This window comes from Bacillus changyiensis (genome assembly GCF_027706145.1).
In the GTDB taxonomy this organism is placed as follows: Bacteria; Bacillota; Bacilli; order Bacillales; family Bacillaceae; genus Bacillus; species Bacillus changyiensis.
Genome location: NZ_JAQFWW010000001.1, coordinates 447,229 through 470,899, shown reverse-complemented (window position 1 = coordinate 470,899; position 23,671 = coordinate 447,229). Strand labels below are relative to the sequence as shown.

At 39.2% G+C, this 23,671-nt stretch carries 21 protein-coding genes; 7 read left to right on the top strand and 14 right to left on the bottom strand.

The genetic code is table 11. From position 1 onward, the window contains the following. Nucleotides 1-68: 68 nt before the first annotated feature. The 3 genes from PDT38_RS02385 to parC all read left to right on the top strand — a co-directional run bounded on the left by PDT38_RS02385 (nt 69) and on the right by parC (nt 5,115). Complete coding sequence (locus PDT38_RS02385) at nt 69-482, top strand: CoA-binding protein (RefSeq protein WP_270798808.1); 414 nt, start codon at nt 69-71, stop codon at nt 480-482. A 235-nt stretch (nt 483-717) separates the two neighbouring features. Further along, nucleotides 718-2,688, top strand: a complete 1,971-nt coding sequence (gene parE / locus PDT38_RS02380) for a DNA topoisomerase IV subunit B (RefSeq protein WP_270798806.1) — start codon at nt 718-720, stop codon at nt 2,686-2,688. Nucleotides 2,689-2,691: 3 nt separating this feature from the next. Then, nucleotides 2,692-5,115 (top strand): DNA topoisomerase IV subunit A, encoded by a 2,424-nt coding sequence (gene parC / locus PDT38_RS02375; protein WP_270798804.1) that lies wholly within the window; start codon nt 2,692-2,694, stop codon nt 5,113-5,115. A 219-nt stretch (nt 5,116-5,334) separates the two neighbouring features. On the opposite strand, the gene PDT38_RS02370 is transcribed toward parC, so the two are convergent. The 3 genes from PDT38_RS02370 to PDT38_RS02360 form a co-directional block, all read right to left on the bottom strand. Further along, a complete protein-coding gene (locus tag PDT38_RS02370) occupies nt 5,335-6,117 on the bottom strand; it encodes a (S)-acetoin forming diacetyl reductase (RefSeq protein WP_270798803.1) in 783 nt (260 codons plus the stop codon). Between the two features lie 830 nt (nt 6,118-6,947). Continuing rightward, nucleotides 6,948-7,073, bottom strand: coding sequence for a hypothetical protein (locus tag PDT38_RS02365; protein ID WP_270798801.1), 126 nt, complete (start codon nt 7,071-7,073; stop codon nt 6,948-6,950). A 27-nt stretch (nt 7,074-7,100) separates the two neighbouring features. Then, nucleotides 7,101-7,442, bottom strand: a complete 342-nt coding sequence (locus tag PDT38_RS02360) for a hypothetical protein (protein ID WP_270798798.1) — start codon at nt 7,440-7,442, stop codon at nt 7,101-7,103. Between the two features lie 264 nt (nt 7,443-7,706). Here PDT38_RS02360 and PDT38_RS02355 point away from each other — a divergent pair, with 264 nt between their 5' ends. After that, entirely contained in the window at nt 7,707-9,119 is a 1,413-nt protein-coding gene (locus PDT38_RS02355; RefSeq protein WP_270798795.1) for an alanine/glycine:cation symporter family protein, read from the top strand. A 121-nt stretch (nt 9,120-9,240) separates the two neighbouring features. Here PDT38_RS02355 and PDT38_RS02350 read toward each other — a convergent pair whose 3' ends face one another. The 9 genes from PDT38_RS02350 to PDT38_RS02310 all read right to left on the bottom strand — a co-directional run bounded on the left by PDT38_RS02350 (nt 9,241) and on the right by PDT38_RS02310 (nt 19,555). Further along, nucleotides 9,241-9,669: a transporter gene (locus tag PDT38_RS02350; protein WP_270798792.1), complete on the bottom strand. Its 429-nt coding sequence runs from the start codon at nt 9,667-9,669 to the stop codon at nt 9,241-9,243. A gap of 103 nt (nt 9,670-9,772) precedes the next feature. Further along, nucleotides 9,773-10,459 (bottom strand): respiratory nitrate reductase subunit gamma, encoded by a 687-nt coding sequence (narI, locus tag PDT38_RS02345; RefSeq protein ID WP_270798790.1) that lies wholly within the window; start codon nt 10,457-10,459, stop codon nt 9,773-9,775. Next, nucleotides 10,456-10,998 carry a nitrate reductase molybdenum cofactor assembly chaperone gene (gene narJ / locus PDT38_RS02340; RefSeq protein ID WP_270798788.1) on the bottom strand — a complete coding sequence of 181 codons (543 nt, stop codon included), beginning with the start codon at nt 10,996-10,998 and terminating at the stop codon, nt 10,456-10,458. The genes narI and narJ overlap by 4 nt, the downstream gene beginning before the upstream one ends. Nucleotides 10,999-11,013: 15 nt before the next feature. Next, entirely contained in the window at nt 11,014-12,483 is a 1,470-nt protein-coding gene (narH, locus tag PDT38_RS02335; RefSeq protein ID WP_270798786.1) for a nitrate reductase subunit beta, read from the bottom strand. After that, nucleotides 12,473-16,147 carry a nitrate reductase subunit alpha gene (locus tag PDT38_RS02330; RefSeq protein WP_270798784.1) on the bottom strand — a complete coding sequence of 1,225 codons (3,675 nt, stop codon included), beginning with the start codon at nt 16,145-16,147 and terminating at the stop codon, nt 12,473-12,475. Before PDT38_RS02330 ends, narH begins: the two co-directional genes overlap by 11 nt. 170 nt (nt 16,148-16,317) lie before the next feature. Continuing rightward, the gene (locus tag PDT38_RS02325) at nt 16,318-17,556 is read right to left on the bottom strand and encodes a DUF438 domain-containing protein (protein WP_270798782.1); all 1,239 of its coding nucleotides are present in this window, start codon (nt 17,554-17,556) and stop codon (nt 16,318-16,320) included. Continuing rightward, nucleotides 17,553-17,795 carry a DUF1858 domain-containing protein gene (locus PDT38_RS02320; RefSeq protein WP_270798780.1) on the bottom strand — a complete coding sequence of 81 codons (243 nt, stop codon included), beginning with the start codon at nt 17,793-17,795 and terminating at the stop codon, nt 17,553-17,555. The genes PDT38_RS02325 and PDT38_RS02320 overlap by 4 nt, the downstream gene beginning before the upstream one ends. A gap of 82 nt (nt 17,796-17,877) precedes the next feature. Then, complete coding sequence (locus PDT38_RS02315; RefSeq protein WP_270798779.1) at nt 17,878-18,990, bottom strand: TIGR04053 family radical SAM/SPASM domain-containing protein; 1,113 nt, start codon at nt 18,988-18,990, stop codon at nt 17,878-17,880. Between the two features lie 103 nt (nt 18,991-19,093). Further along, complete coding sequence (locus PDT38_RS02310; RefSeq protein ID WP_270798778.1) at nt 19,094-19,555, bottom strand: cyclic nucleotide-binding domain-containing protein; 462 nt, start codon at nt 19,553-19,555, stop codon at nt 19,094-19,096. Nucleotides 19,556-19,683: 128 nt separating this feature from the next. On the opposite strand from PDT38_RS02310, the gene PDT38_RS02305 reads away from it, so the two are divergent. Further along, nucleotides 19,684-20,406 carry a YwiC-like family protein gene (locus PDT38_RS02305; RefSeq protein ID WP_270798776.1) on the top strand — a complete coding sequence of 241 codons (723 nt, stop codon included), beginning with the start codon at nt 19,684-19,686 and terminating at the stop codon, nt 20,404-20,406. Between the two features lie 141 nt (nt 20,407-20,547). Here PDT38_RS02305 and PDT38_RS02300 read toward each other — a convergent pair whose 3' ends face one another. After that, nucleotides 20,548-21,261 (bottom strand): Crp/Fnr family transcriptional regulator, encoded by a 714-nt coding sequence (locus PDT38_RS02300; protein ID WP_270798774.1) that lies wholly within the window; start codon nt 21,259-21,261, stop codon nt 20,548-20,550. Nucleotides 21,262-21,382: 121 nt separating this feature from the next. Further along, the gene (locus tag PDT38_RS02295) at nt 21,383-22,567 is read right to left on the bottom strand and encodes a nitrate/nitrite transporter (protein ID WP_270798772.1); all 1,185 of its coding nucleotides are present in this window, start codon (nt 22,565-22,567) and stop codon (nt 21,383-21,385) included. Between the two features lie 123 nt (nt 22,568-22,690). Here PDT38_RS02295 and PDT38_RS02290 point away from each other — a divergent pair, with 123 nt between their 5' ends. Beyond that, entirely contained in the window at nt 22,691-22,933 is a 243-nt protein-coding gene (locus tag PDT38_RS02290; RefSeq protein ID WP_270798770.1) for a DUF2164 domain-containing protein, read from the top strand. Nucleotides 22,934-22,967: 34 nt separating this feature from the next. Further along, nucleotides 22,968-23,645, top strand: a complete 678-nt coding sequence (locus PDT38_RS02285; protein ID WP_270798768.1) for a Crp/Fnr family transcriptional regulator — start codon at nt 22,968-22,970, stop codon at nt 23,643-23,645. The last annotated feature ends 26 nt before the right edge of the window (nt 23,646-23,671 follow it).

Below are 23,671 nucleotides of genomic sequence, written 5' to 3'. Positions count from 1 at the left end.
GCCAATTATATATTAATTTTGAATATCATGTTCGATTTCTGTAAACTAAGTTAAAAGGGGGGAATGTCATGCAAAACCCAACAAATCAAGACATCAAAAAAATTCTTAAAAATAGTAAACGAATTGCGGTAGTTGGATTATCCGACAATCCACAAAGGACTTCATACATGGTTTCCAAAGCTATGCAGAATGCTGGATATGAAATCATTCCGGTCAACCCCAAAATTGATGAAGTTCTTGGTGTTAAAGCAGTAGCTTCACTAAAGGATATTGAGGGTCATGTCGATATTGTTAATGTCTTTAGAAGATCAGAACATCTCGTTGACGTTGCAGAAGAATTTTTAGAGATAGATGCTGATGTGTTTTGGGCACAGCAGGGGCTAGTCAGTGAAGAAGCCTTTCAGATTCTTGATAAAAAAGGCTGTACAGTGATTATGGATTTATGTATTAAAGTAGCTCATGCGTTGACCAAATCGTCTTAAAAAAGACAAAAATCCTTGTTTTTTCAAGGTTTTTTGTCCTTTTTATTTGATAATTGATTGCGATTTATTATAAAACAGATACAATAAGTTTTGGACAGTTTTTTAATTGATTCTGTAAAAAAACGGTTGGAACTTTTACAAGCTTAGAAGGAAAACCGGAGATCACTTTGAATTAAAATTCAGAGTGTGTTTATTCTTGATAGCAATGTTTGATTTTTGAAAGGGGTTTATGCTTTTGGTTAAAAAACAGCAGGTTGACTATAATGATGATTCTATCCAGGTGTTAGAAGGGCTTGAAGCTGTCAGAAAACGCCCAGGTATGTATATTGGTTCAACAGACAGCCGCGGTCTTCACCATCTCGTATATGAAATTGTTGATAATTCAGTTGATGAGGTTCTTGCGGGACACGGGGATCACATTATAGTAAAAATACATAAGGATAACAGTATATCTGTACAAGATAGAGGGCGGGGAATGCCTACAGGAATGCATAAGCTTGGCAAACCGACTCCCGAAATCATTTTGACTGTACTTCATGCTGGTGGAAAATTTGGTCAAGGAGGTTATAAAACGAGTGGAGGACTGCACGGTGTTGGAGCCTCTGTCGTCAACGCCTTATCAGAATGGCTGACGGTCACGATCGAACGGGACGGAAATATCTACAAACAACGCTTTGAAAATGGCGGCAAACCGGTAACATCTCTTGATAAGACCGGAACAACTAAAAAAACTGGAACTCTCATACATTTTAAGCCTGATCAAAAGATGTTTAGCACGATTGTCTATAACTTTGAAACGCTTTCAGAGAGGTTGAGGGAATCTGCCTTTTTGTTAAAAGGTCTAAAAATCGATTTGATTGATGAACGTCATCAAGTGAAAGAAACGTTCTGTTATGAAAATGGAATTGAGGCCTTTGTTGCTTATTTGAATGAGGAAAAGGACGCTCTTTCTGAAATCGTCTCGTTTGAAGGCGTTCATAACGATATTGAAGTTGATTTTGCTTTTCAGTTCAATGACGGGTACTCCGAGAATATACTTTCTTTTGTCAACAATGTTAGAACTAAAGATGGTGGAACTCATGAATCCGGTGCAAAGACAGCCATGACAAGAGCTTTTAATGAATATGCGAGAAAAGTAGCACTGATAAAAGAAAAGGACAAAAACTTAGAGGGTACTGATATCCGGGAAGGCTTGTCAGCGATTGTATCTGTACGTATCCCAGAAGAGCTCTTACAGTTTGAAGGTCAGACAAAAGGAAAGCTTGGAACAAATGAAGCAAGGTCAGCTGTTGATGCTGTCATCTCTGAACAGCTTGCTTATTTCTTAGAAGAAAACAGAGAAACGGCAACACTGCTTGTGAAAAAAGCAATCAAAGCTTCTCAAGCAAGAGAAGCTGCTCGAAAGGCAAGGGAAGAGGCAAGAAGCGGGAAAAAGAGAAAGAAATCTGAAGCAACATTAAGCGGAAAGCTTACACCTGCACAATCAAGAAACCCTGCTAAAAATGAGTTATATCTTGTTGAAGGTGATTCTGCTGGAGGTTCTGCCAAGCAAGGAAGAGATCGTAAATTCCAGGCGGTTCTGCCGCTTCGCGGAAAAGTGATCAACACAGAAAAAGCAAAACTTGCCGACATCTTTAAAAATGAAGAGATTAATACGATCATTCATGCAATTGGTGGAGGTGTCGGTGTTGATTTCGATATTGAGGACATCAATTATGATAAAGTGATCATTATGACTGATGCTGATACAGATGGTGCTCACATCCAAGTGTTGCTACTAACGTTCTTTTACCGCTATATGAAACCACTGATTGAACATGGGAAAGTGTTTATTGCCCTTCCACCGCTTTATAAAGTGAGCAAAGGCTCAGGAAAAAAAGAAGTGATTGAATATGCATGGTCTGATGAAGAACTGGATGGTTGCTTAAAAAAAGTGGGAAAAGGTTACACCATTCAGCGTTACAAAGGTCTTGGAGAAATGAACGCAGACCAGCTTTGGGAGACGACAATGAATCCGGAATCAAGAACGCTTGTCAGGGTGAAAATTGATGATGCAGCCCGAGCGGAACGACGTGTGACAACATTAATGGGAGATAAAGTGGAACCGAGAAGAAAATGGATTGAAAAAAATGTCGCTTTTGGACTTGATGATGAAGAAAGTAACATTTTAGAAAACGAAAATTTGTCGGTCGCTGAGGAGGGTTAATAAATGGCGCAGCCTGAGATATTTCATGATTTACCATTAGAAGATGTGATCGGCGACCGTTTTGGCCGATACAGCAAATACATTATTCAGGACCGGGCGTTACCAGATGCCCGGGACGGACTTAAGCCAGTACAGAGAAGAATTTTATACGCCATGCATGCGGAAGGAAACACACATGATAAAAACTTCCGTAAAGCCGCCAAAACAGTCGGTAATGTGATCGGGAACTACCACCCTCACGGTGATAGTTCTGTTTATGAAGCGATGGTCAGAATGAGTCAAGATTGGAAGGTCCGCAATCTTTTGATTGAAATGCATGGGAACAACGGGAGTATTGACGGAGATCCACCAGCTGCGATGCGTTACACGGAAGCAAGACTTGCACCGATCGCATCCGAGCTTTTGCGTGATATTGATAAGGAGACGGTTGAATTTGTCCCGAATTTTGATGACACGAGTAAAGAACCGGTTGTCCTTCCGGCAATGTTCCCGAATCTTCTTGTGAATGGCTCAACGGGAATTTCTGCTGGTTATGCAACAGATATACCACCGCATCACCTTGGTGAGGTGATTGACGCTGTCATTAAGAGGATCGATGTGCCAACTTGCAGTGTTGATGATTTAATGAAGCTTATTAAAGGGCCAGACTTTCCAACAGGCGGGATTATTCAGGGAAAAGATGGGATCAAAAAAGCCTATGAAACTGGAAAAGGAAAAGTCATTATCAGGGGAAAAGCTAAAACTGAAACGATCAGAGGCGGCCGCGAACAGATTGTGATTACAGAAATTCCTTTTGAAGTAAATAAAGCGAATTTAGTCAAAAAAATGGATGAATTCAGGATTGAACGGAAGGTTGAAGGGATTTCTGAAGTACGTGATGAAACTGATCGTTTAGGCCTGAGAATTGTGGTTGAACTCAAAAAAGATGCGAATGCACAGGGGATCTTAAATTATCTATATAAAAATAGCGATTTGCAAATTCCATATAACTTTAATATGGTTGCTATTCATAATAGAAGACCGACGCTCATGAGCCTTACTTCAATATTAGATGCATATATTGGGCATCAAAAAGAAGTCATCACCAATCGTTCCCAGTATGAGTTGAAAAAAGCAAAAGAACGTCATCATATTGTCGAAGGTTTAATAAAAGCACTGTCTATCCTTGATGAAGTGATTTCAACGATTCGCTCTTCAGATGATAAGCGGGATGCCAAGAATAACTTGATTGAAAAGTTTGCTTTTACAGAGCTGCAGGCAGAAGCGATCGTTTCTCTTCAACTTTACAGATTAACAAATACAGATATTACGGCACTACAACAAGAAGCAAAAGATCTTGCTCAAAAAATAAAAGACCTTGAAGATATTCTTTCAAATGATAAGAAATTACTGAAGGTCATCAAGGATAATTTGAAAAAGGTCAAAAAAACTTATGCAGGTGAGAGACGGTCTGTCATTGAAGAACAAATTGAAGAAATTAAAATCAATCTAGAAGTGATGGTGGCATCAGAAGATGTTTATGTGACCGTTACAAAAGATGGATACATTAAACGAACAAGCCATCGATCTTTCGCTGCCTCAAACGGGCAAGACTTCGGAATGAAAGATACGGATCGTCTCCTCTGTCAATTTGAAATGAACACAACAGATGTGCTCCTCTTGTTTACGAATAAAGGGAGTTATGTGTATTGTCCAGTTCATCAGCTCCCAGATATTAGATGGAAAGATTTAGGTCAGCATATTACAAATATCATTACAATTGACAGTGATGAATCAATCGTTAAAGCAATCCCTGTCAAGGAATTCACTGAATCTGAATACCTCTTGTTTATCACAAAAAATGGTATGACGAAAAAAACCCAACTTATGCAATACAAAGCACAACGTTATTCAAAGGCATTAGTCGCGCTTAATTTAAAAGGCGATGATGAAGTGGTCGACGTTCATGTTACAGATGGAGCAAAAGATGTATTTATTGCAACACATTTAGGTTACGGCTTATGGTTTTCTGAAGAGGAAATTAGTGTTGTCGGTGCAAGGGCCGCCGGTGTCAAAGGTGTGAACTTAAAGGAAGGGGATTCTGTTGTCTCAGGTCAAATCCTAATCGGATCAGATACACTTGTTCTTGTAACACAACGAGGGGCTGTTAAACGAATGAACCTTACTGAATTTGAAAAAACATCAAGGGCCAAACGCGGTGTTCTGATGCTTAGGGAGCTCAAGAAAAAACCTCACCGCATCGTCGGGTTGCTTGCCTGCTCATATCATGACCAGATCATGATTCAAACTGAAAAAGACGTTACAGAGGAGCTGACGGTCAAGGAAGTCAAACTGCATGACCGGTACAGCAACGGATCATTTATCCTAGATGAGGATGAGACAGGAGAAGTAACGGATGTATGGATTAAAAAACATAAACAGGAATAAAAAACACCTGCCTATTGGAAGTGTAATCATACTGCATCCCAATTGTTAGACACCATTTAGAAGTCTGGATAAAAAAATATATGCCATAGAGAAAAGAAATGGGTTGTCTCAAATTCTTCTTTTGAGACAACCCATTTCATTTTTAAGTAAATCTAGAAGAGGTTAGTGAAATTTTTAAATATTCCTTCTCTGTGATCTTCTAGAATCATGAATTTAAAATTAATTAAATACCATTCCACCATCGATGATAAGAGCTTGACCAGTCATATAATCTGAATCTGGCCCTGCAAGGTAGGAAACGCATGCTGCTACATCTTCTGGCTCAGATAAACGTTTTAAAGTAATATTTTTAGAAAATTGCTCCATTCCCCATTCAAATGGCTTGCCTGCTTCATCAGCGGTTTGCTTTGCAATACCCATCATCATAGGTGTTTTTACGATACCCGGACAAAAGGCGTTGACAGTAATATCTAATTCAGCTAGATCTTTTGCTGCAGTTTGGGTTATACCACGAACAGCGAACTTTGTTCCACCGTAAACTGCTAAGCCTGGATTACCGACTTGACCGGCTTGAGAAGAAGCATTAATGATTTTCCCGCCGTGTCCAAGTTCTTTGAAGGCTTTTACAGCTGCTTGTATTCCCCAATAAGTACCGCCGACATTAACATCATAAACTTTTCGATATTCTTCATATGTAATGCTTTCAATCGGAGTGGTTGGTCCAAGACCTGCATTATTTATAACCACATCAAGTCCACCAAGACTTTTTACAGTTTCATCGACAGCTTTAAAAACATCATCACGATCAGCAACATTTACTTTTACCGCAATTGCTTTACCATCACAATGGTTAATTTCCTCAGCAACTTTTGTTGCAGTTTCTTCATTATAATCAGCAACTGCAACAGCAAATCCATCTTCTGCTAAGCGTTTACAGATTGCTTCACCAATTCCTTGTCCACCGCCAGTAACAAATGCTACTTTTCCAGATACTTTACTCATAGGAACATCTTCTTTCTATATGAAATTGGTATTTATTTGGTACATCAATATTATACCTTTTATTTGATGATTTGAATTAAAGTCACGACGTTTGTAAAAAAGTTGTAATATTTAAATATTGTGATTTTTTGAAAGAGTTTAACCGAGCGCTCGATACAATCAAAAGACGAGGAAACACAACGGTAAAAAGTTGTCGATTGTGCAGATTTAGAAGCTGTAACTTGTTATGCTAGTAACGGCTATGCTGTGAAGAATCTGTAGAAGTATTAAGTAGGACGGGGTTTGAGGGCAGTTTATTCATGCTTACTCTAATGTCAACCAACAGCCGAGAAAAACAAATTGTTTTGGCAGGGTAATCAAATAACCTTACAAAATGTATCATTTATAGCCAATACTGCTGAATGGAAGATTGTATGATCACAAGAGTACAAGCAATACTTGTTAAGTATCACTTTATCCAACGGCATGTGTGTGTAAGTAGGAAAATCATCACTCAAGTGCCAATCCTAACCCACATGCCAAATGATCAATTTTCTACGGTCTATACAATGGATGCTGTTTTGTGTATGGTACATTTGCTCGGCAGAACAAGGTTGCCATGGTATTTAGAGAGAAGGGAGGAATAGAAAAGGCGATGACATCATTTTTAAGCGAGTCGATACAACGCTGTATTCACAACGTGGTTTAAATGGGGCATTACAGTGTGTGCGTGCTTTGGACATCCCGTGAAAAGAGTAATAGATTTTATGACAATGACAAAAGGCATGAGTCCGGTACAATATCGGGCTCATGCCAATTAAACTGCTAAACTTTTTGGGTAAATATGATAATCAGTTGTTCTGGCGATTAAATAGATCGGTAATTGCGTGCACAAATTCAATTCCTTGATATACAAACAAATTTAAAGCTGTCAATGAGAAAAGTCCGATAATCACCATTCTTATAATAAATAACATGTTAAAAAACCTCCTGTTTTCATATGGTTATCGTTTTAAAACATGCGCTTTATCGAAATAAGAAGAGTGATAGAAAACGGCGAGCATAAATGCCTTCAGAAGTTCTTGATGCCGGTTGAAAATATAAATTTGACTGCCGGCAGCTAAGATGAAGATAAGTATCAATTCAGTTCGAAACAAGAGTGAATTCGATAATGATTTAGCCTTTTCCTCACCATGTTTGCCGATTGACAGCTCATGAAGCCCATCACCTAAAACTGCAACTTTTTGTACATGATCATTCGCCGGCATCTGGGGCATCGAGAACGAATAAAGGGTCGCAATGACTAAAAAGGATATAGACAATTGCAATAACAATGTCTTTTTCATTAGATCTCATCCCCTTTATCAAATCAGTATATTCGTTCAGGGCGAAAAAATGATTTTCTTGTGACAGTTTCATTATATATATTGACAATTTCCTGTTTTGTTAAACTTATACGTTTGTTATAATAACAAAATAGGCAATCAATAAGTCTGGTCCGGTATTTTTAATAAGCAGAATATTCTATCTTGTTTTACTTGATTCTTTATTATGATATAATCCTATCATGTTAAGAATGCTAACATTAAATTCATTTTCAGGAGGGTTTTATGGAAGAAATTTTAACCAATATTATCAATATTCCTAGCAAATTCATATGGACTTATTTAGTTTATATTTTAATTGGAATAGGTCTATATTTTACTTTTAAACTTAGATTTGTACAGTTTCGTTATTTTATTGAGATGTTTAGAGTTATTGGTAGAAAAGAAGAAAAAGGAGAAGGCGTTTCATCTTTACAAGCTTTTTTTGTTTCTGCAGCTTCACGTGTAGGAACAGCAAACCTTACTGGTGTAGCTATTGCTATTGCTACAGGAGGACCTGGAGCGGTTTTCTGGATGTGGGTGGTAGCTTTTGTCGGAATGGCGACGAGCTTTGTTGAGAGCACGCTTGCTCAAGTCTACAAGATAAAATATCGTGATCACTTTCGCGGTGGGCCTGCCTATTACATAGAACGAGCACTGGGCGCTAGATGGTTTGGGATCATTTTTGCCGTATTTATAACAATCTCATTCGGTTTAATCTTTAATGCTGTGCAAGCCAATACGATTGTCGGTTCTGTGGAAGGCGCTTTTCATGTGAATAAAATAACGGTAGGGATCGTACTTGCCGTATTAACAGGCTTTATTATTTTTGGTGGTTTGAAACGGGTCGTAGCTGTCACACAATTAGTTGTTCCTATTATGGCGATACTTTATCTTGCGATTGCATTCTACGTCATGCTCACTAATATATCAGAGTTACCAAATATCATGATGATCATTATTAAGAATGCTTTCGGCATTGAGCAGATTGCAGGCGGTACACTGGGACAAATTATTATTATCGGTGCACAGCGTGGACTGTTTTCAAATGAAGCTGGAATGGGGAGTGCTCCGAATGCAGCTGCAACTGCCAATGTATCTCACCCGGCTAAACAAGGTTTTATTCAAACATTAGGAGTATTTTTCGATACAATCATGATTTGTAGTGCAACGGCATTTATGATCTTACTGTATAATTTGACACCTGGGGAAAAACTTGACGGTATTCAAATAACCCAAGCGGCGTTACAACATCATATCGGAAGCTGGGCACCTGCTTTTGTTGCTGTGGCGATTTTCTTGTTTGCCTTCAGTTCAATTGTCGGAAACTATTACTATGGGGAAACGAATATTGAATTTATTAAAACAAGTAAGAGCGCACTAACTCTTTATCGTGTAGCTGTCGTTGGAATGGTTATTTTCGGCTCTGTATCTGGTTTTAAGCTTGTTTGGGACATGGCGGATTTATTCATGGGACTGTTGGTCATCATTAACCTGATTGCAATCGTCCTTCTTTCAGGAATTGCTAGCAAAGTATTGAAAGATTATACTGTTCAGCTTAAAGAAGGAAAGAATCCGGTCTTTAAAGCAAGTTCAATTCCAGGGTTAAAGAATGCCGAAGCATGGGAAGAAGACAAAGAAACATCAGAATCAAAATAAGCGATCATTTTCATGTCATCAGACTGCCCGAGAATAAACATCTCCCGGCAGTCTTTTTTTTAAGATGCCACACAATAAAAAGCTTGTAGAAAAGTTTGCCTTTCTCTACAAGCTTTTTATGTTACGCTTGGCAGCTGAAAGAATTAATTTCTTTCAGGTCAATGCCAGAGTAGATCCAACGATACTGGCTCGGTATCCATCTGTATCCGGCGATGGAATAACGGCCAACAAAAATAGGGTAGAACCAGAATCGCCTGCCATTTCTCAACTGGATGTACGTATAGCGATACAAGCATCTTCTAATTCCTTCTGGATCAACGGCATAAAGGGAGACGCCGCTGTCTTGTGGCAATTGGCTTGGTGGTGGACCTGGCGGAAACTGTTGTTGTGGTCCACCGACTCCTGAAGGCGGACCTGGTGGAAACTGTTGTTGTGGTCCACCGGCTCCTGAAGGTGGACCTGGTGGAAATTGCGGCTGTGTGACTGGAGGTAGACCAGGTTGAATCTGTTGCCGATATGGATCAGAAATCGATGAATAGTAAGGATACAATATAAAAGCTCCTCTCATGTGGTTTGCTTCATCATATGTTGAAGATGAGTAATGGGAGCTTGCCTATTAAAAAACCTAAAGCCAAATCAGGCCTTAGGTAAAATTAAATATTTTTGCGGTTTGTGCGTTTCCGATATACAACATAACTTCTTGTCAAATATTTAATCGGCATGCTGAAGACATGAACAAGTCTTGTAAAAGGCCAAACCATGAAAATCACGTATCCCATGACGATATGAAGTTTAAACCAGATTGGCACTGTTGTCATAAGTGAAGCATCCGGTTGAAACAAAAAAAGATGGCGGAACCATGGTCCAATTGTTGTTCGATAGTCAAAGCCTTTTGAATCAATATTTAAAAAGGTTGCTATTAATCCTGTGACCATAACGAACAATAGGCCGGCTAAACTAACAAAATCGCTGACAGAACTTGTTTTCCGAATCCGATTATCTGCTATTCTTCGATAAGTGAGAATGATCAGTCCTGACAAAGCAACAATTCCAGCAGGCATTCCAAAACCGATCGCGATTTTGTGATAGATGTGTTCTGAGACACCCAATGCTTTGTAAAAGCTTTCTGGTATTAAAATACCCATAATATGTCCGCCAATGACAAAAATGATGCCCCAGTGGAAGAGACTGCTTCCAAGGGCTAGTTTCTTTTTTTCAAGCAATTCACTCGACTTAGCTGTCCAGCCAAATTGATCGTAATGGTAGCGATAAATATGGCCTAAAATAAAAATCGTCAAGACAATGTAGGGGAGAACCCCCCAAAGAAAATGTTCGATCATGGCTGTACAGTCCTTTCAACACCGATTTCTGCTAGTACGCATAACAAACTATCCAATAACGAGGTATAGATGCTTCCATTGGTGAACAGCTGTGATCTTAATTCTTCTAAGTTCCCGATGTATTTATTAAAAATAGCATTGATATGAACATCATCGCTAATAGCAGCAAATTCAATCATAAGTGGGAGGTAATCTGGAAGTTCTTTGTCTGTCGGTTGAAAACCTGCTTTCTGATATAAATCCTTTAGCTGTAATAATTCCATCCCACGTTCTCTTTGTTCCCCAGAATTAAAATAGGTGACATACAAATTTGTTTTTTTACCGAAGTCGAATGTGTATACATACGTTTCGATCAATTGTTCTGGAGAAAGATCAGCCGAATCTTTTAAAAATAGAAGTAGGTGATTTTTTAACTGTTCATGCTCTATTTGGCTGATGATCTCTTGCCACTCAGAATATTGTGTTCTCCATTCTTCATCAGGGTAAGAAAGAAGATAGGAGAGGGCGGCGAAAACGGTTTGTTTTTCTGTTACTTCCATTTTTGTTCACTCCCTTTATAGGTTTTGACAGCCACCGGGGCCTCCGGTAAACGATAACCCGCAGCTCCCTTGTTCCATATATAAATCTGCTACATCTTCACGATGGGCGCTCGGAATCACAAAACGGTCTTCATATTTTGCGATGGCCAGCAGACGGTACATCTCCTCAATTTGTTTTTCTGTTAGATCTAAGTTTGTGATCAGTTTAGGATCCATCGTTTTGTTTGTTTGGTTTGCTCTCATATAATGGCGCATCACAGACATTTTCTTTAATGTTGTTCTAATATGGGAAGTATCACCAGCTGTGAGTAATTGAGCCAAATATTCGATCGGAATTCTCATTTGATCGATAGCCGGAAAAATATCTTCTGCAGATTGTCCACTGCCTTTTCCCTCAAACATGTTCATAATGGGGCTAAGTGGTGGAATATACCATACCATTGGCAATGTTCTGTATTCCGGATGCAGAGGTAGTGCGATTTTCCAATCGATAATCATTTTATAAATCGGTGATTTTTGTGCTGCTTCAATCCATTCTGCTGGAATACCTTGAGCTTTCGCTTGTTCTACAATATCTGGATCATTTGGATCTAGGAAAATATCAAGTTGAGAATGATAGAGATCTTTTTCATTTTCGACTGCTGCTGCGGCTTCCACTTGATCAGCATCATAAAGCATGACACCAAGGTAGCGGATTCTGCCCACACAAGTTTCAGAACAGATCGTAGGAAGGCCCGCTTCTAAACGCGGAAAGCATAATGTGCATTTTTCTGCTTTGTTTGTCTGCCAGTTGAAGTACACCTTTTTATAAGGACAGGATGTGACACAGTGTCTCCATGACCGGCATGCATTTTGATCAACTAAAACAATTCCGTCCTCTTCACGTTTATACATGGCTCCAGATGGGCAGGAAGAGACGCATGGTGGATTGATGCAATGTTCACAAATTCGTGGTAAGTACATCATAAAAACATCTTCAAATTCAGTTTTAATTGATTCTTCCATTTTTTTAACGTTCGGGTCTTCAAGACCTGTTACATGACCACCGGCTAAATCGTCTTCCCAGTTTGGACCCCATTCTAGGTTCATGAAGTCTCCTGTAATAGAAGACTTCGGTCTAGCGACAGGCTGATGTTTTTTTTCTGGACTGTTTGTTAATGTTTCATAATCATAGTTCCAAGGTTCATAATAATCATCGATTGTCGGCTGGTAAGGATTATAAAATAAATTCATCAGTCGGGTTGTTTTTGCACCTGATTTTAGTTGCAACTTTCCATTTTTAAGTTGCCATCCGCCTTTATATTTTTCTTGGTCTTCCCATTGTTTGGGATATCCGATACCGGGTTTTGTTTCAACATTATTAAAGTACATATATTCTGCACCGGGTCGATTTGTCCAAGTGTTTTTACATGTGACACTGCATGTATGACAGCCAATGCATTTATCAAGGTTCATGACCATTCCAATCTGTGCTTTAATCTTCAAGCCAATCGACCTCCTTCAATTTTCTAATCACGACGTTGAGGTCGCGCTGATTTCCTGTCGGTCCGTAATAATTAAATCCATAACTTAATTGGCCATAACCGCCGATCATTTGTGTCGGTTTTACATGGATACGGGTAGGGCTGTTATGGGTTCCACCGCGGTTGTTCGTCAGTTTAGTACCTGGAACATTGATATGCCGGTCTTGAGCATGGTGCATAAATGCCATTCCTTTCGGGATCCGGTGTGAAACAACGGCACGAGCAACAACGACTCCATTTCGATTGAAACACTCAATCCAATCATTGTCTTTGATATCTGTTTCTTCAGCATCATCTTTATTCATCCAGACTGTTGGCCCGCCTCTAAACAGTGTGAGCATTGGCAAAGAATCAAAGTACATGCTATGGATTGACCATTTATTATGAGGTGTTAAATAGTTCAAAACAATTTCTTTTCCTTCTTGATCAGGGCGTTTGTTTAAGAAGGGACGATGCTGTAAGATGGGTTTGAATGTTGCCATGTTTTCCCCGAACTCCATCATTAATTCATGATCAAGATAAAAAGATTGTCTGCCTGTTAACGTTCTCCAAGGAATGAGCTTTTCAACGTTTGTTGTAAATGGAGAATAACGACGACCGCCTTTTTCTGAACCGCTGAAAGCAGGAGAGGTAATCACTGTTTTCGGTTGAGCTGATATTTGTTCAAATGTAAAGCATTCTTCTTCCCGTTCTTCAGCTAAATCTTTCAATTCGAGATTTGTTATCTTTTCAAGCGATTCCCATGCTTTAACTGCTACTTTACCATTTGAAGTCGAAGATAAAGTTAAAATGGCTTCAGATACCTGTTTGGCATCATTAATAATCGGACAGCCTTTTGCTATCGTATCTTCTCTAACTTCACCAAGCGTTTTTTTGAGCGTATTGTATTCTTTTTCAGCAGACCATGCCATGCCTTTGATTCCAAAAGGCTGTTTGCTAACATTCGGTCCAAGTGAGGTCATTTTATTAAAAATCTGCTTATAATCCCGTTCAACAATATGAATTTGCGGCATTGTTTTTCCCGGAATGGCAGCACATTCTCCTTTACTCCAATCTCGGATTTTCCCGAGCGGCTGTGCCAATTCTTGTGGCGTGTCATGGAGGAGGGGAGTTGCGACTGCTTCCTTAATCGGTTCCATGTCAACCTCTTCAGCTAGATCGGAAACGGCTTTGGCTAGAGCTTTGAATATATCCCAATCAGATTTTGATTCCCATGGTGCCGAAATGGCCGGGTTAAACGGATGGATAAATGGATGCATATCTGTACTACTAAGATCGTGCTTTTCGTACCAAGTAGCCGCAGGCAACACGATATCAGAGTATAAAGCGGTCCCTGCCATCCGAAAGTCAAGGTTAATTAATAAGTCAAGTTTGCCTTCTGGTGCCTTGTCACGCCAAGTGATCTCTTCTGGGCGAATGCTGTCTTGGTCATCATTCATTAATCCATTTGTTGTCCCTAGTAGATGTTTAAGAAAATATTCATGACCTTTTCCAGAACTTGAAATTAAATTGGCTCTCCAAACAAACAGGTTTCTTGGAAAGTTCTGTTCATTGTCTGGGTCTTCAATAGCAAATTTGAGGTTTCTTTTTTCCAGCTGTTTGGCGATATATGTTCCAACTTCTTCACCTGCTTGGGTTGCGTCTTTATATAAGTCAACACCGTTTTTCTCAAATGTTGGATAAGAGGGAAGCCATCCGAGTCTTGCTGCCAGCACATTATAATCGGCATGGTGACTATACCGAGCTGTTTTCGTAATTGGAGAAGCAAGACCATCAAGCGGTTGGTCTTCATAACGCCACTGATCAGTTGCAAAATAGAAGAAAGAAGTGCCGTTTTGTAATTTAGCCGGACCGCCCCAGTCTTTTGCTGTAGCAATTGTCTGCCATCCTTCAGCAGGGCGGAGCTTTTCCTGTCCGACATAATGAGCCCAACCACCACCATTGACTCCTTGTGCACCGACAAGCAAAACGAGATTTAGTACTGCCCGATAAATCGTGTCTGAATTAAACCAATGGTTAATTCCAGCACCAACAATAATCATTGAGCGTCCATCAGTGTCAACCGCATTTTGCGCAAATTCTCTTGCGATTTTGATGACCATCTCACGTTTGATGCCTGTGATCGGTTCTTGCCAAGCAGGTGTAAATGGTTCTGGATCATCAAAAGAGTGGGGTGTCTGCCCACCAATCCCCCGGTTGACACCGTAGTTTGCTAGCGTCAGGTCAAATACGGTTGAAATATAAACTTCTTTACCATTCAAGATAACCTTTTTTATTGGCAGCGGTCTTTCAAACACTTGATTTCCTTCATGTGAGAAATAAGGGATTTTAACCGTACCAATCATATCTTCATTGCCCAACATGGAAAGCCGAGGTGTGATTTGTTCTTCTGTTTCTTCATCAATCATGCGTAAATTCCATTTCCCTTGACCGTCCCAGCGCGAACCCATTGTCCCTTGAGGAATCGCAAAATAATCTGTTGTTTCATCCCAGACAGCAGGTTTCCACTGATCGTGTTCTGTATGGCGACCGATATCTTGCGCATGGAGGAATCGTCCGGCGGTAAATTGTCCATCTTCTTTGTTTAATGTCACTAAAAATGGAAAATCGGTATATTGTTTTGCATAATCAATAAAGCGCTCTGTTGTTTGATTGACATAATACTCTTGAAGAATGACATGACCCATCGCCATTGCTAGTGCGCCATCTGTTCCTTGGCGAATGCTCAGCCAATCATCGGAGAACTTCGAAGATTCTGCAAAATCTGGGCTGATAGAAATGACTTTTGTTCCTTTATAACGAGCTTCAGCCAAAAAGTGTGCATCAGGTGTTCTTGTGAGTGGAACATTTGAACCCCATGTCATGATATAGCCGGAGTTGTACCAATCACTGCTTTCTGGCACATCTGTTTGATCTCCCCAAATTTGTGGAGAAGCAGGAGGGAGGTCGGCATACCAGTCATAGAAGCTTAACATCGGTCCACCGATCAGTGACATAAATCGTGAACCTGCTGCATGGCTGACCATTGACATGGCTGGAATCGGTGAAAAACCAACATTTCGATCTGGCCCGTATTTTAGAACTGTGTAGAGAAGGGAGGTGGAAATTAGTTTCAATACTTCACTCCATTCGGCACGGACGAATCCGCCTTTACCTCGTGCTTGTTTATAAGCTTTTGCTTTTTCAGGGTTTTCGACAATTGATTTCCAAGCATCTAACGGGTTTTTAGTGACGCTCAAAGCCTCGCGCCACATCTTGATCAGAATTCCACGGACATATGGGTATTTCACACGCAGCGGACTGTATATATACCATGAAAAGCTAGCCCCCCTTGGACAGCCACGCGGTTCAAAATCAGGCATATCAGGACCTGTTGAAGGATAGTCAAGGCGCTGACCTTCCCAAGTGACAATTCCATTTTTCACATAAATATTCCAACTGCAAGATCCCGTACAATTTACCCCATGGGTGGAACGAATCACTTTATCATGTTGCCATCTGTTTCTGTATACATCTTCCCAATCGCGGTCTTCATAAGAAGTCTGACTGTGCTGATTTGAATGATATTCTATAGGAGAAAAGTAATTTAATCTTCTCAAAATCGGACTTTTTTTCTTTTTTCTCATGGTTGTTTCACTCCTTTAGTTCAGGTGACGATACCCTCACTATATACTGAGAAAAACCGGTACCTTGTTAACTTTGTCACATCATTTATGCGTTTCACATTTTTGTCACAATTTCAATTCCATGAAAAACAGCCTGATTCAACTATCTAGGAATCAGGCTGTTTTGCTACTTATTCATTTTTGTTTAAGATTCTTTTTTCTCCGGTGATTTCTTGGATTGGTGCAATGTTTTGTGTGAATTCTAACGTTCCAATATAGTTGTTATTTTCGTCACGAACAGCAAAGTACCGAATATAAACATACTTATCCTTGAATTTGATCCAAAAGTCTTCAACATCTTTTTTGTTAGATTTAAAATCATCAAGAAGCTGGTTCACAATATGAACGCTTGCCGGTGGATGACAGTTTTGAACGGTGCGACCGATGACAGCTTTTGTTCTCGCAAAAATCCGTTCTTTACCATGAGAGAAGTAGCGGACAACATCGTTTTCATCGATAAATGTAATATCAACAGGCAGATGGTTCATGATTTGTTCAAGTTGTGTTAAAGATAAAACACCAGTAGGAAGTTTGACATAACCGTCAACTGTTTCACTGTTTGTTTTGAGCTGGTGACGTTCAGGCTTCCAAACAGTTTCAGGAGCAGTCAGGCAATAGCCGATTTCATCACTTTCTGCGGCGATTTTTAACCATTCGTCTTCTGTTAAAGTCCTTTGGGCCATTGGTAGCAAAATATTCTCTTCTTTATAGATCATCTCTGTTGCTTCTTTTATAATAAAGTCGAGTTCGCGAATGACAGCCTCTTTATTGTCAGGTGTGTATTGGTCCAATAAGCGTTTTACTTCTTTGATGCTTTTGCGAATAAAATCGTCAACTGCCCACATGACTTGACTCGGTCCAGTGATCCCGTACTTTTCAAGATAGGGGAACAGGAGATTTTCCTTTCTGCTGTAATGTTTATCAACATCAGCTAACAAATTCAAATCTTCGATCAGCTTGAGAATGTTTTCTTGGCTGTCTTCTTTCATAAAGCGGTCCATGTGAAGCTGGATTTTAAAATTTAACAGAAGGTCGATTTCTTTATTTTCTTTTATAAACGTATGAACCGGGTGACCGGGTTGTTTGCCAGCTTCGGTAGGGTGGATGTCCTCAATTGAACCTTTGAAAACTGCTGCATGTACCGTGCAAAGTTTTTGAATTTCTTCAGATTTGATGCCTTCTTCTTTCATTAATGCTTGTTCAAGCTGAGCAATCTCTTCCGCGTTAACAGCTCCAAAAGTTTGTTGAAACCGGTCTTGAACTTCTTCAAAAGATTTTCCTTTATGAAGATCCAAGATGATCTCTTTCAACTGCTGTTTTCTATCATTAGACATATTTGAGGTTTCTCGGTTATTGATAATCTCGCTCATTGTGTTTCTCCTTTCCAAACAGGGTCAAATCCATGTTCTTTTAATTGATTGATGACATGGTCAAGATCGATATTTTTCATTCGTGCTCCCTTTGGAATGGTCATGATACGTCCAGCTGTTTCAAGCATTCCTGGTTTTGTAATGTTTTCAAACCCGAGTTCTTTCATCAAGGTTTTTAACTCGGGATAAGAAGTACATAGTTCATAGACTGTATCATGTAAATAAAGGATTTTTTTCAAAAAGGGTCACATCCTTTTGAAATTGATGATCATTCTCATGTATAAAGATAATATAATGACAGGACGTGAATTGTGAGGTAGATCACAATTTTTTTCGCAGAGCTTTTGGAATATAGACACAGCTAGGATCGCTTTCTAGAAAATCTCCTGTAAGTGCATATGCACGAGAACGTGAACCACCACATACATGACGGAACTCGCAGACGCCACATTTTCCTTTAAATCCATCTGGATTTCGCAAATCCTTGAAAATCGGTGACTCGCAATAAATGTCTGATAGTGGCTGTTCACGAATGTTTCCGGCTTTTACAGGCAGTAGACCGCTTGGATAAACATCCCCGATATGAGAAATGAATAAAAATCCGTTTCCATCATTCACTCCCTTAGGAGCACGTCCCAAGCCGCCAACAACATCAATTTTGCCTTTTTGTAAGGCATTCTCATAGCGAATTTTCATATGAGGGTCTTTTGCTTCCCGCATTTTTTGCTGAATAACGACTCGTCTGTAGTGTTGAGCTGCCGTTGTTTTAATATCAAAAGGTACTTTTTTCGCCAATGAATAAAGCCATTGAAAGACTTTTTCATGTTGAATGGGAGAAATCATATCTTCTCGTTTGGCACGTCCGGTCGGAACAAGGAAAAACACACTCCATAATACACAATTTAGTTCTTCGATCAACTTTGCCATCTCATCTAAATGATCAATGTTATAGGTTGAAATGACAGTGTTGATCTGTAATGGTAAGTTGTATTCATAAATGTAGCGAATTGCTGTCATCGTCAAATCAAAAGAGCCGTCTGTACCTCGGAAGTGATCATGAATCTTGCGGTTCGGCCCGTCCAGACTAAAGGCCCAGCGAGATAAGCCCATTTTTTTCGCCGTTTGAATCGCCTCTTTTGTGACATTAGGGGTCGCGCTGGGAGTCATCGAAACTCTAACTCCTTTTTCAACCGCATATTGAATGATATCGAAGACATCTTCTCTCATTAATGGATCTCCACCTGTTAGTACTAAAAGGGGATTGTTCATGGCATATATTTGATCGATTAATGTTTTTCCTTCTTCTAGTGAGAGTTCTCTCGGGTCGCGCCAGTTTTGTGCAGAAGCCCGACAGTGTAGGCATTTAAGTTCACAAGCTCTTGTTAACTCCCAAATGACAATAAACGGAGCTTTCTGAAAATCACACTGTATCATGAATGATCTGTCCTTTCATTCTCTTTTTCATCTTCATCTATCGTAGCTGAAATATCTGATCGACAAAGTTAACTAGATCACAGTTTGAAGGGAGAGAACTCCCTTATGAATTGGTATCCTCTAAAGAAGAATATAGGTAACGTGAAAATATTTGATAGGAAAAGGAATAATTACGATGGAGTAAAACAAGAAAGTTAACTTGGAATTGGTGATTATATGTCATCATTTTTTTACATATGGTTAGAGGGATCTCAAGGATGGTCGTTTCAGTGGAGGTTTTGACAGAAATAAACGGAGATAAAAAAGGTTCTCCTTTTTGGTCGATTGGAAAAACATCACCTTTTTGCCATTCAGCGATGGTGCGGAATTGGTCAGGAAGTCTTCTGTCTAAGAAATGGATCGCTCCTTTTACTACAATATAGACAGATTGGGAATGAAGGAATGATCGACTATCATTAGGTGCAGTCAAGTTAATCACCTTCCCGTTTTTCAATAATTTTTTGATGATGGGGAGGGGGACCCCAAGAAACATAGGAAGACTTTTGAGAAATAGTAAATAGTCCATGAAAACTTCCTCCTTCTTCTAGCAGTCTAGCTACAGTATAGAATGACTAATGGGACTTAGCAGTGATATACTTCACACTGACAAAGGTAAAATTTTTATATTGTAATAGACAAGAAGGGAGGTTTTTTATGAAAATCTTTATACCGAAACAACATGGTGCATGGGCCATGTTGGTGATTCCTTTTTTTCTTGGTATGGTCGGAGGAGAGGCCAATGTTAAACATATTCCGTTATTTCTCGGATGGTTGTTTCTCTATCTAGCAACATTTCCTGTGATGATGCTGGTCAAAAGGAAAAACGTCACCTTTTATCGAAAATGGGCTGCTATCTATGGGATGATCTCTATTTTATTTTTACTGATCGTTGTATGGGCTGTTCCAATGCTCATTCTTTTTGGTTTTTCGCTCATTCCATTCTTTCTTGTCAATCTTTATTATGCAAAAAAGAATCATGACAGGGCTTTTGTAAATGATATTGTGGCGATCATTGTTTTCAGTGTGGGAGGACTTGCAAGTTACTGGGTTGGTGAAGGGAGACTAGATGGTTGGGCCTGGTTCATTTTTATCCAATCGATTTTATTCTTTATGGGCAGTGCTTTTTATGTAAAATCCATGATTCGTGAAAAAAATAATAAACAGTTTAAATATTGTTCATGGGGATATCATCTCATTCTACCTTTTCTGGCAGTGATGCTAGGTGCTGGCTGGGCGGTTCTTGGTTTTATCCCCAGCAGTTTAAGAGCCTGGTTTTTCTATGGGAAAAAGCTGTCTATCATGAAAATCGGGATCTACGAATTGGTGAATTCCTCTATTTTTCTAATCGTGATGAGTATCTTTTTGTTAAGCAGGTAATAGAAACGGTGAGAAAGTGAGAGTTTTGAGTGTGAATGTTTAAATAAACTCTCATTTTCTCATTTCTGTAAGATCCAAAACATCTCGTTAAGCTGAAAAAACTGCCAAGATGCTCTTGACAGCTCGAGAAGATTTTATTGTTTAATCAATATTACATATTTCAATTGGACAGTGTTCACAGTCAATTTCCCGTTTTAAAAAATCAAGCTGATGGACAACGATTTTTCCAGACTCCTCGATTGAAATCACACCGCTCTTCCGAAGATCATTTAACATGCGATTAATACTTTCCCGGGCAGCTGCACAAAATTTCGCCAGTTCCTGATTCGTGAGCACAATATTAATCAAAATACCGTCACTGCGTTTGATACCGTAGCTGTTCGTTAGGCGAATCAGTGTAGAGTATAGTGCACCTTTTTTGCCATTTAAAAGAAGGTCACGGATCTTCGATTGAATTTTCCGCATATGAGTGTTGATCCATTTCATAAACTCAAATGTTAAGGCTCCATTTTGTATCAATTCTTTCTCCAGTCTTCCTTTATTGATCACCGATACTTCACCATCTGAGAGAACCATTGCACTCAGCATATACTTTGCATCCTTGGTAAAAAGTGTCAACTCTCCAACAATATCATTTTGCTTACACATTCTCAGCGTCAGTTCTTTTCCATCAGACGTCAATTTGCCAATTTGAACGAGTCCTGAATGAATGAGATACAGTTCTTCTGCATCCATACCTTCTTGAAATAGGTATGTATTTTGTCGTATCTTTTTTTTCGTACTGATCGATTCTAATAAATGAAGTAGATCTGCTGAAAGCAAATCCGTGTCAGATTTTCGAACAGATACATTCATTGAGCGCCACCCCTTTTAAAGAGAGTATTCAAAGCAGTACTATTTTAACGTTAATTATGTTTGGGCGCATCTATAGTCACTTTAAAATTGTGAACAAGTGATGAACGTCATATAAATGAATTTATGATTGGTGAGAATTTGTTTTTGTTGATGTTCGACTCATTTGTTGAAAATACATCCATGCTGCAATGACGAAACTGGCTAGTGCTACTTCAGACAGAGCCATAAACCCAATTGCATAATGACCGGTCGCTTGAAAAACTGTTGTTAGGATTAAAGGTGGGAAAAAGCCACCAAGACCACCCATTGCTGAAACGATGCCGTTTACAATTCCGGCTTGGTTTGAAAAATAGAATGGCACTAATTTAAAGACAACACCATTTCCGATGCCTGCACATACCGCAACAGATAACACCCCAAAGCCATATAACCCAAGGTTCGGTGAAAAGGCTAATAAAATTCCTGAAAAAGTGAAGCCTGCAAAAACATACATTAACAATTGAAGTGGATTGAATCGATCTGCAAGCCAGCCCCCAACAGGTCTAAGAAATGTTGCCGCTGCGATAAAACCGGCCGTTCTGAGACCTGAATCAACGGGATCAAGTCCGAAGTGATGAACAAGAAAGTTGGGGAGGTAGATGGTAAATGCCACAAATGAACCGAATGTGATAAAATAAAACAGGCTTAAAAACCATAATTTCTGATTTCGATATACAGCTTTCATCTGTTCTGAAACAGGAACCGTGACTCTCTTTTCATTTCGGTCCCCAAACACAAAATTCAATAAAGCAAATACAGCGACTAAAATGATGAACATCCGCACAGTGTTTTCCCAGCCAACGACTTTAGCGACAACGGGAGCTGAAAAAGTAGTAATAGCTGTTCCGACGTTTCCTGTTCCATAGACTCCATTAATAAAACCATGTTTTTCTTTAGGGTAATATTTAGGGAGAGAAGTCACCCCAATTGAGAAGACGGCTCCACTGATTCCAAGAATGAAGCCACCGATGATCAAATCAGTTAATGAATCAGCAATACTAATCCAGAATATTGGGAAGATCAACAGGATGAAACTGATCAAAAATGTGATCCTTGCACCGAATTTGTTTGTGTAGTACCCTAGTGGAATTCGAAGCAAGGATCCTAGGATAACTGGAATCGCAGTAACAAGAGAGATTTCACCTTCGGTTAGGGCGATATCCTGTTTAATGTGAGGCATTAAAGATGATATCAGAACCCATACCATAAATCCTGCCACCAAACTAAAAGATTGTAGTGGCAATTGTATTTTTTGGTGTTTTCCCATACAGATTTACTCCTTTCAAAGGAAAAGATATATTCAATTTGCATGTTTATTTTACAAGAAGTCTAATAAATACAGTGTGAAATTAGTCACACGTAATCAATCTACAATAGGAGTGATGTTATTTTGTTTCTACATATAAGTGAAGAAGAAAAGCAGGTTATCATGAATGAAATTAAACGCTTTTATTTTGAAGAAAGAGGTGAAGAAGTCGGAGAAATTGCCGCAATTCAAACGTTTGAATTTGTAAAAGAAAAACTAGGCCCTTATTTTTACAATCAGGCGATAAAAGATAGCCGCAAGGTAGTAGAAGATAAGGCAGCGGCGATTGAAGAGGAGCTTTTTGCACTTGAAAAACGTCTTCCATAAAAACTGGCCCTTATGTTGAATAAAGAAGGGATTGATGTTAGTGGAATTTTTGAGAAAATTTCCGATTTTTAGCGGGTTGAATGATGAAGAGTTTGAACATATTGAACGAATTTCGGTCAAACGAAGCTACCAGCCAAGGATGTTTGTGTTTATGGAAGGTGATAAACGTGAGGCGGTATTTTTTATCAAATCAGGGCTTGTCAAAGCATATAAAATTGATGAAACAGGTAATGAACAAGTGATATCTCTTCTCCAAAGCGGAGATATGTTCCCGCATGTCGGCTTTTTTGATCAGTCGCCATATCCAGCAACAGCTGAAGTGGTCCAAGAAACAGAACTAGTGGTGATTAGAATTGCCGATTTTGACAAACTTTTGATCCATTACCCGCAAATGACGATAAAAGTGATGAAAGTGATGGGCAAAAAGATTCTTGATTTACAAGAACGAATTCAAGGCTTTATTTCTAAAGATGTACACTATCGCTTAACCCATGCTTTGATGAAACTGGCAGCTGAACAAGGTGTCAAAAAAGGAAGCGGCATTTATATCAATTTTCCTATTACAAATCAAGACTTTGCAAATATGGTAGGAACGTCAAGAGAAACGATCAACCGTACCTTAAATGAAATGAAAAAGAAAAAACTGATTTCTTCCGACAGAAATGGAATATTCATTCATGATATGAGCAGTTTGAATAAATATACTAGATAAACAGGTTTTCCTATGAAAACCTGTTT

Bases quoted from the DNA above. Each gene is read 5' to 3' on its own strand.
- PDT38_RS02385 (WP_270798808.1), top strand. From the start codon at position 69: ATGCAAAACCCAACAAATCAAGACATCAAAAAAATTCTTAAAAATAGT.
- parC (WP_270798804.1), top strand. From the start codon at position 2,692: ATGGCGCAGCCTGAGATATTTCATGATTTACCATTAGAAGATGTGATC.
- PDT38_RS02370 (WP_270798803.1), bottom strand. From the start codon at position 6,117: ATGAGTAAAGTATCTGGAAAAGTAGCATTTGTTACTGGCGGTGGACAA.
- PDT38_RS02365 (WP_270798801.1), bottom strand. From the start codon at position 7,073: ATGTTATTTATTATAAGAATGGTGATTATCGGACTTTTCTCATTGACA.
- PDT38_RS02360 (WP_270798798.1), bottom strand. From the start codon at position 7,442: ATGAAAAAGACATTGTTATTGCAATTGTCTATATCCTTTTTAGTCATT.
- PDT38_RS02355 (WP_270798795.1), top strand. From the start codon at position 7,707: ATGGAAGAAATTTTAACCAATATTATCAATATTCCTAGCAAATTCATA.
- narI (WP_270798790.1), bottom strand. From the start codon at position 10,459: ATGATCGAACATTTTCTTTGGGGGGTTCTCCCCTACATTGTCTTGACG.
- narJ (WP_270798788.1), bottom strand. From the start codon at position 10,998: ATGGAAGTAACAGAAAAACAAACCGTTTTCGCCGCCCTCTCCTATCTT.
- PDT38_RS02330 (WP_270798784.1), bottom strand. From the start codon at position 16,147: ATGAGAAAAAAGAAAAAAAGTCCGATTTTGAGAAGATTAAATTACTTT.
- PDT38_RS02325 (WP_270798782.1), bottom strand. From the start codon at position 17,556: ATGAGCGAGATTATCAATAACCGAGAAACCTCAAATATGTCTAATGAT.
- PDT38_RS02315 (WP_270798779.1), bottom strand. From the start codon at position 18,990: ATGATACAGTGTGATTTTCAGAAAGCTCCGTTTATTGTCATTTGGGAG.
- PDT38_RS02310 (WP_270798778.1), bottom strand. From the start codon at position 19,555: ATGGACTATTTACTATTTCTCAAAAGTCTTCCTATGTTTCTTGGGGTC.
- PDT38_RS02305 (WP_270798776.1), top strand. From the start codon at position 19,684: ATGAAAATCTTTATACCGAAACAACATGGTGCATGGGCCATGTTGGTG.
- PDT38_RS02300 (WP_270798774.1), bottom strand. From the start codon at position 21,261: ATGAATGTATCTGTTCGAAAATCTGACACGGATTTGCTTTCAGCAGAT.
- PDT38_RS02295 (WP_270798772.1), bottom strand. From the start codon at position 22,567: ATGGGAAAACACCAAAAAATACAATTGCCACTACAATCTTTTAGTTTG.
- PDT38_RS02285 (WP_270798768.1), top strand. From the start codon at position 22,968: ATGTTAGTGGAATTTTTGAGAAAATTTCCGATTTTTAGCGGGTTGAAT.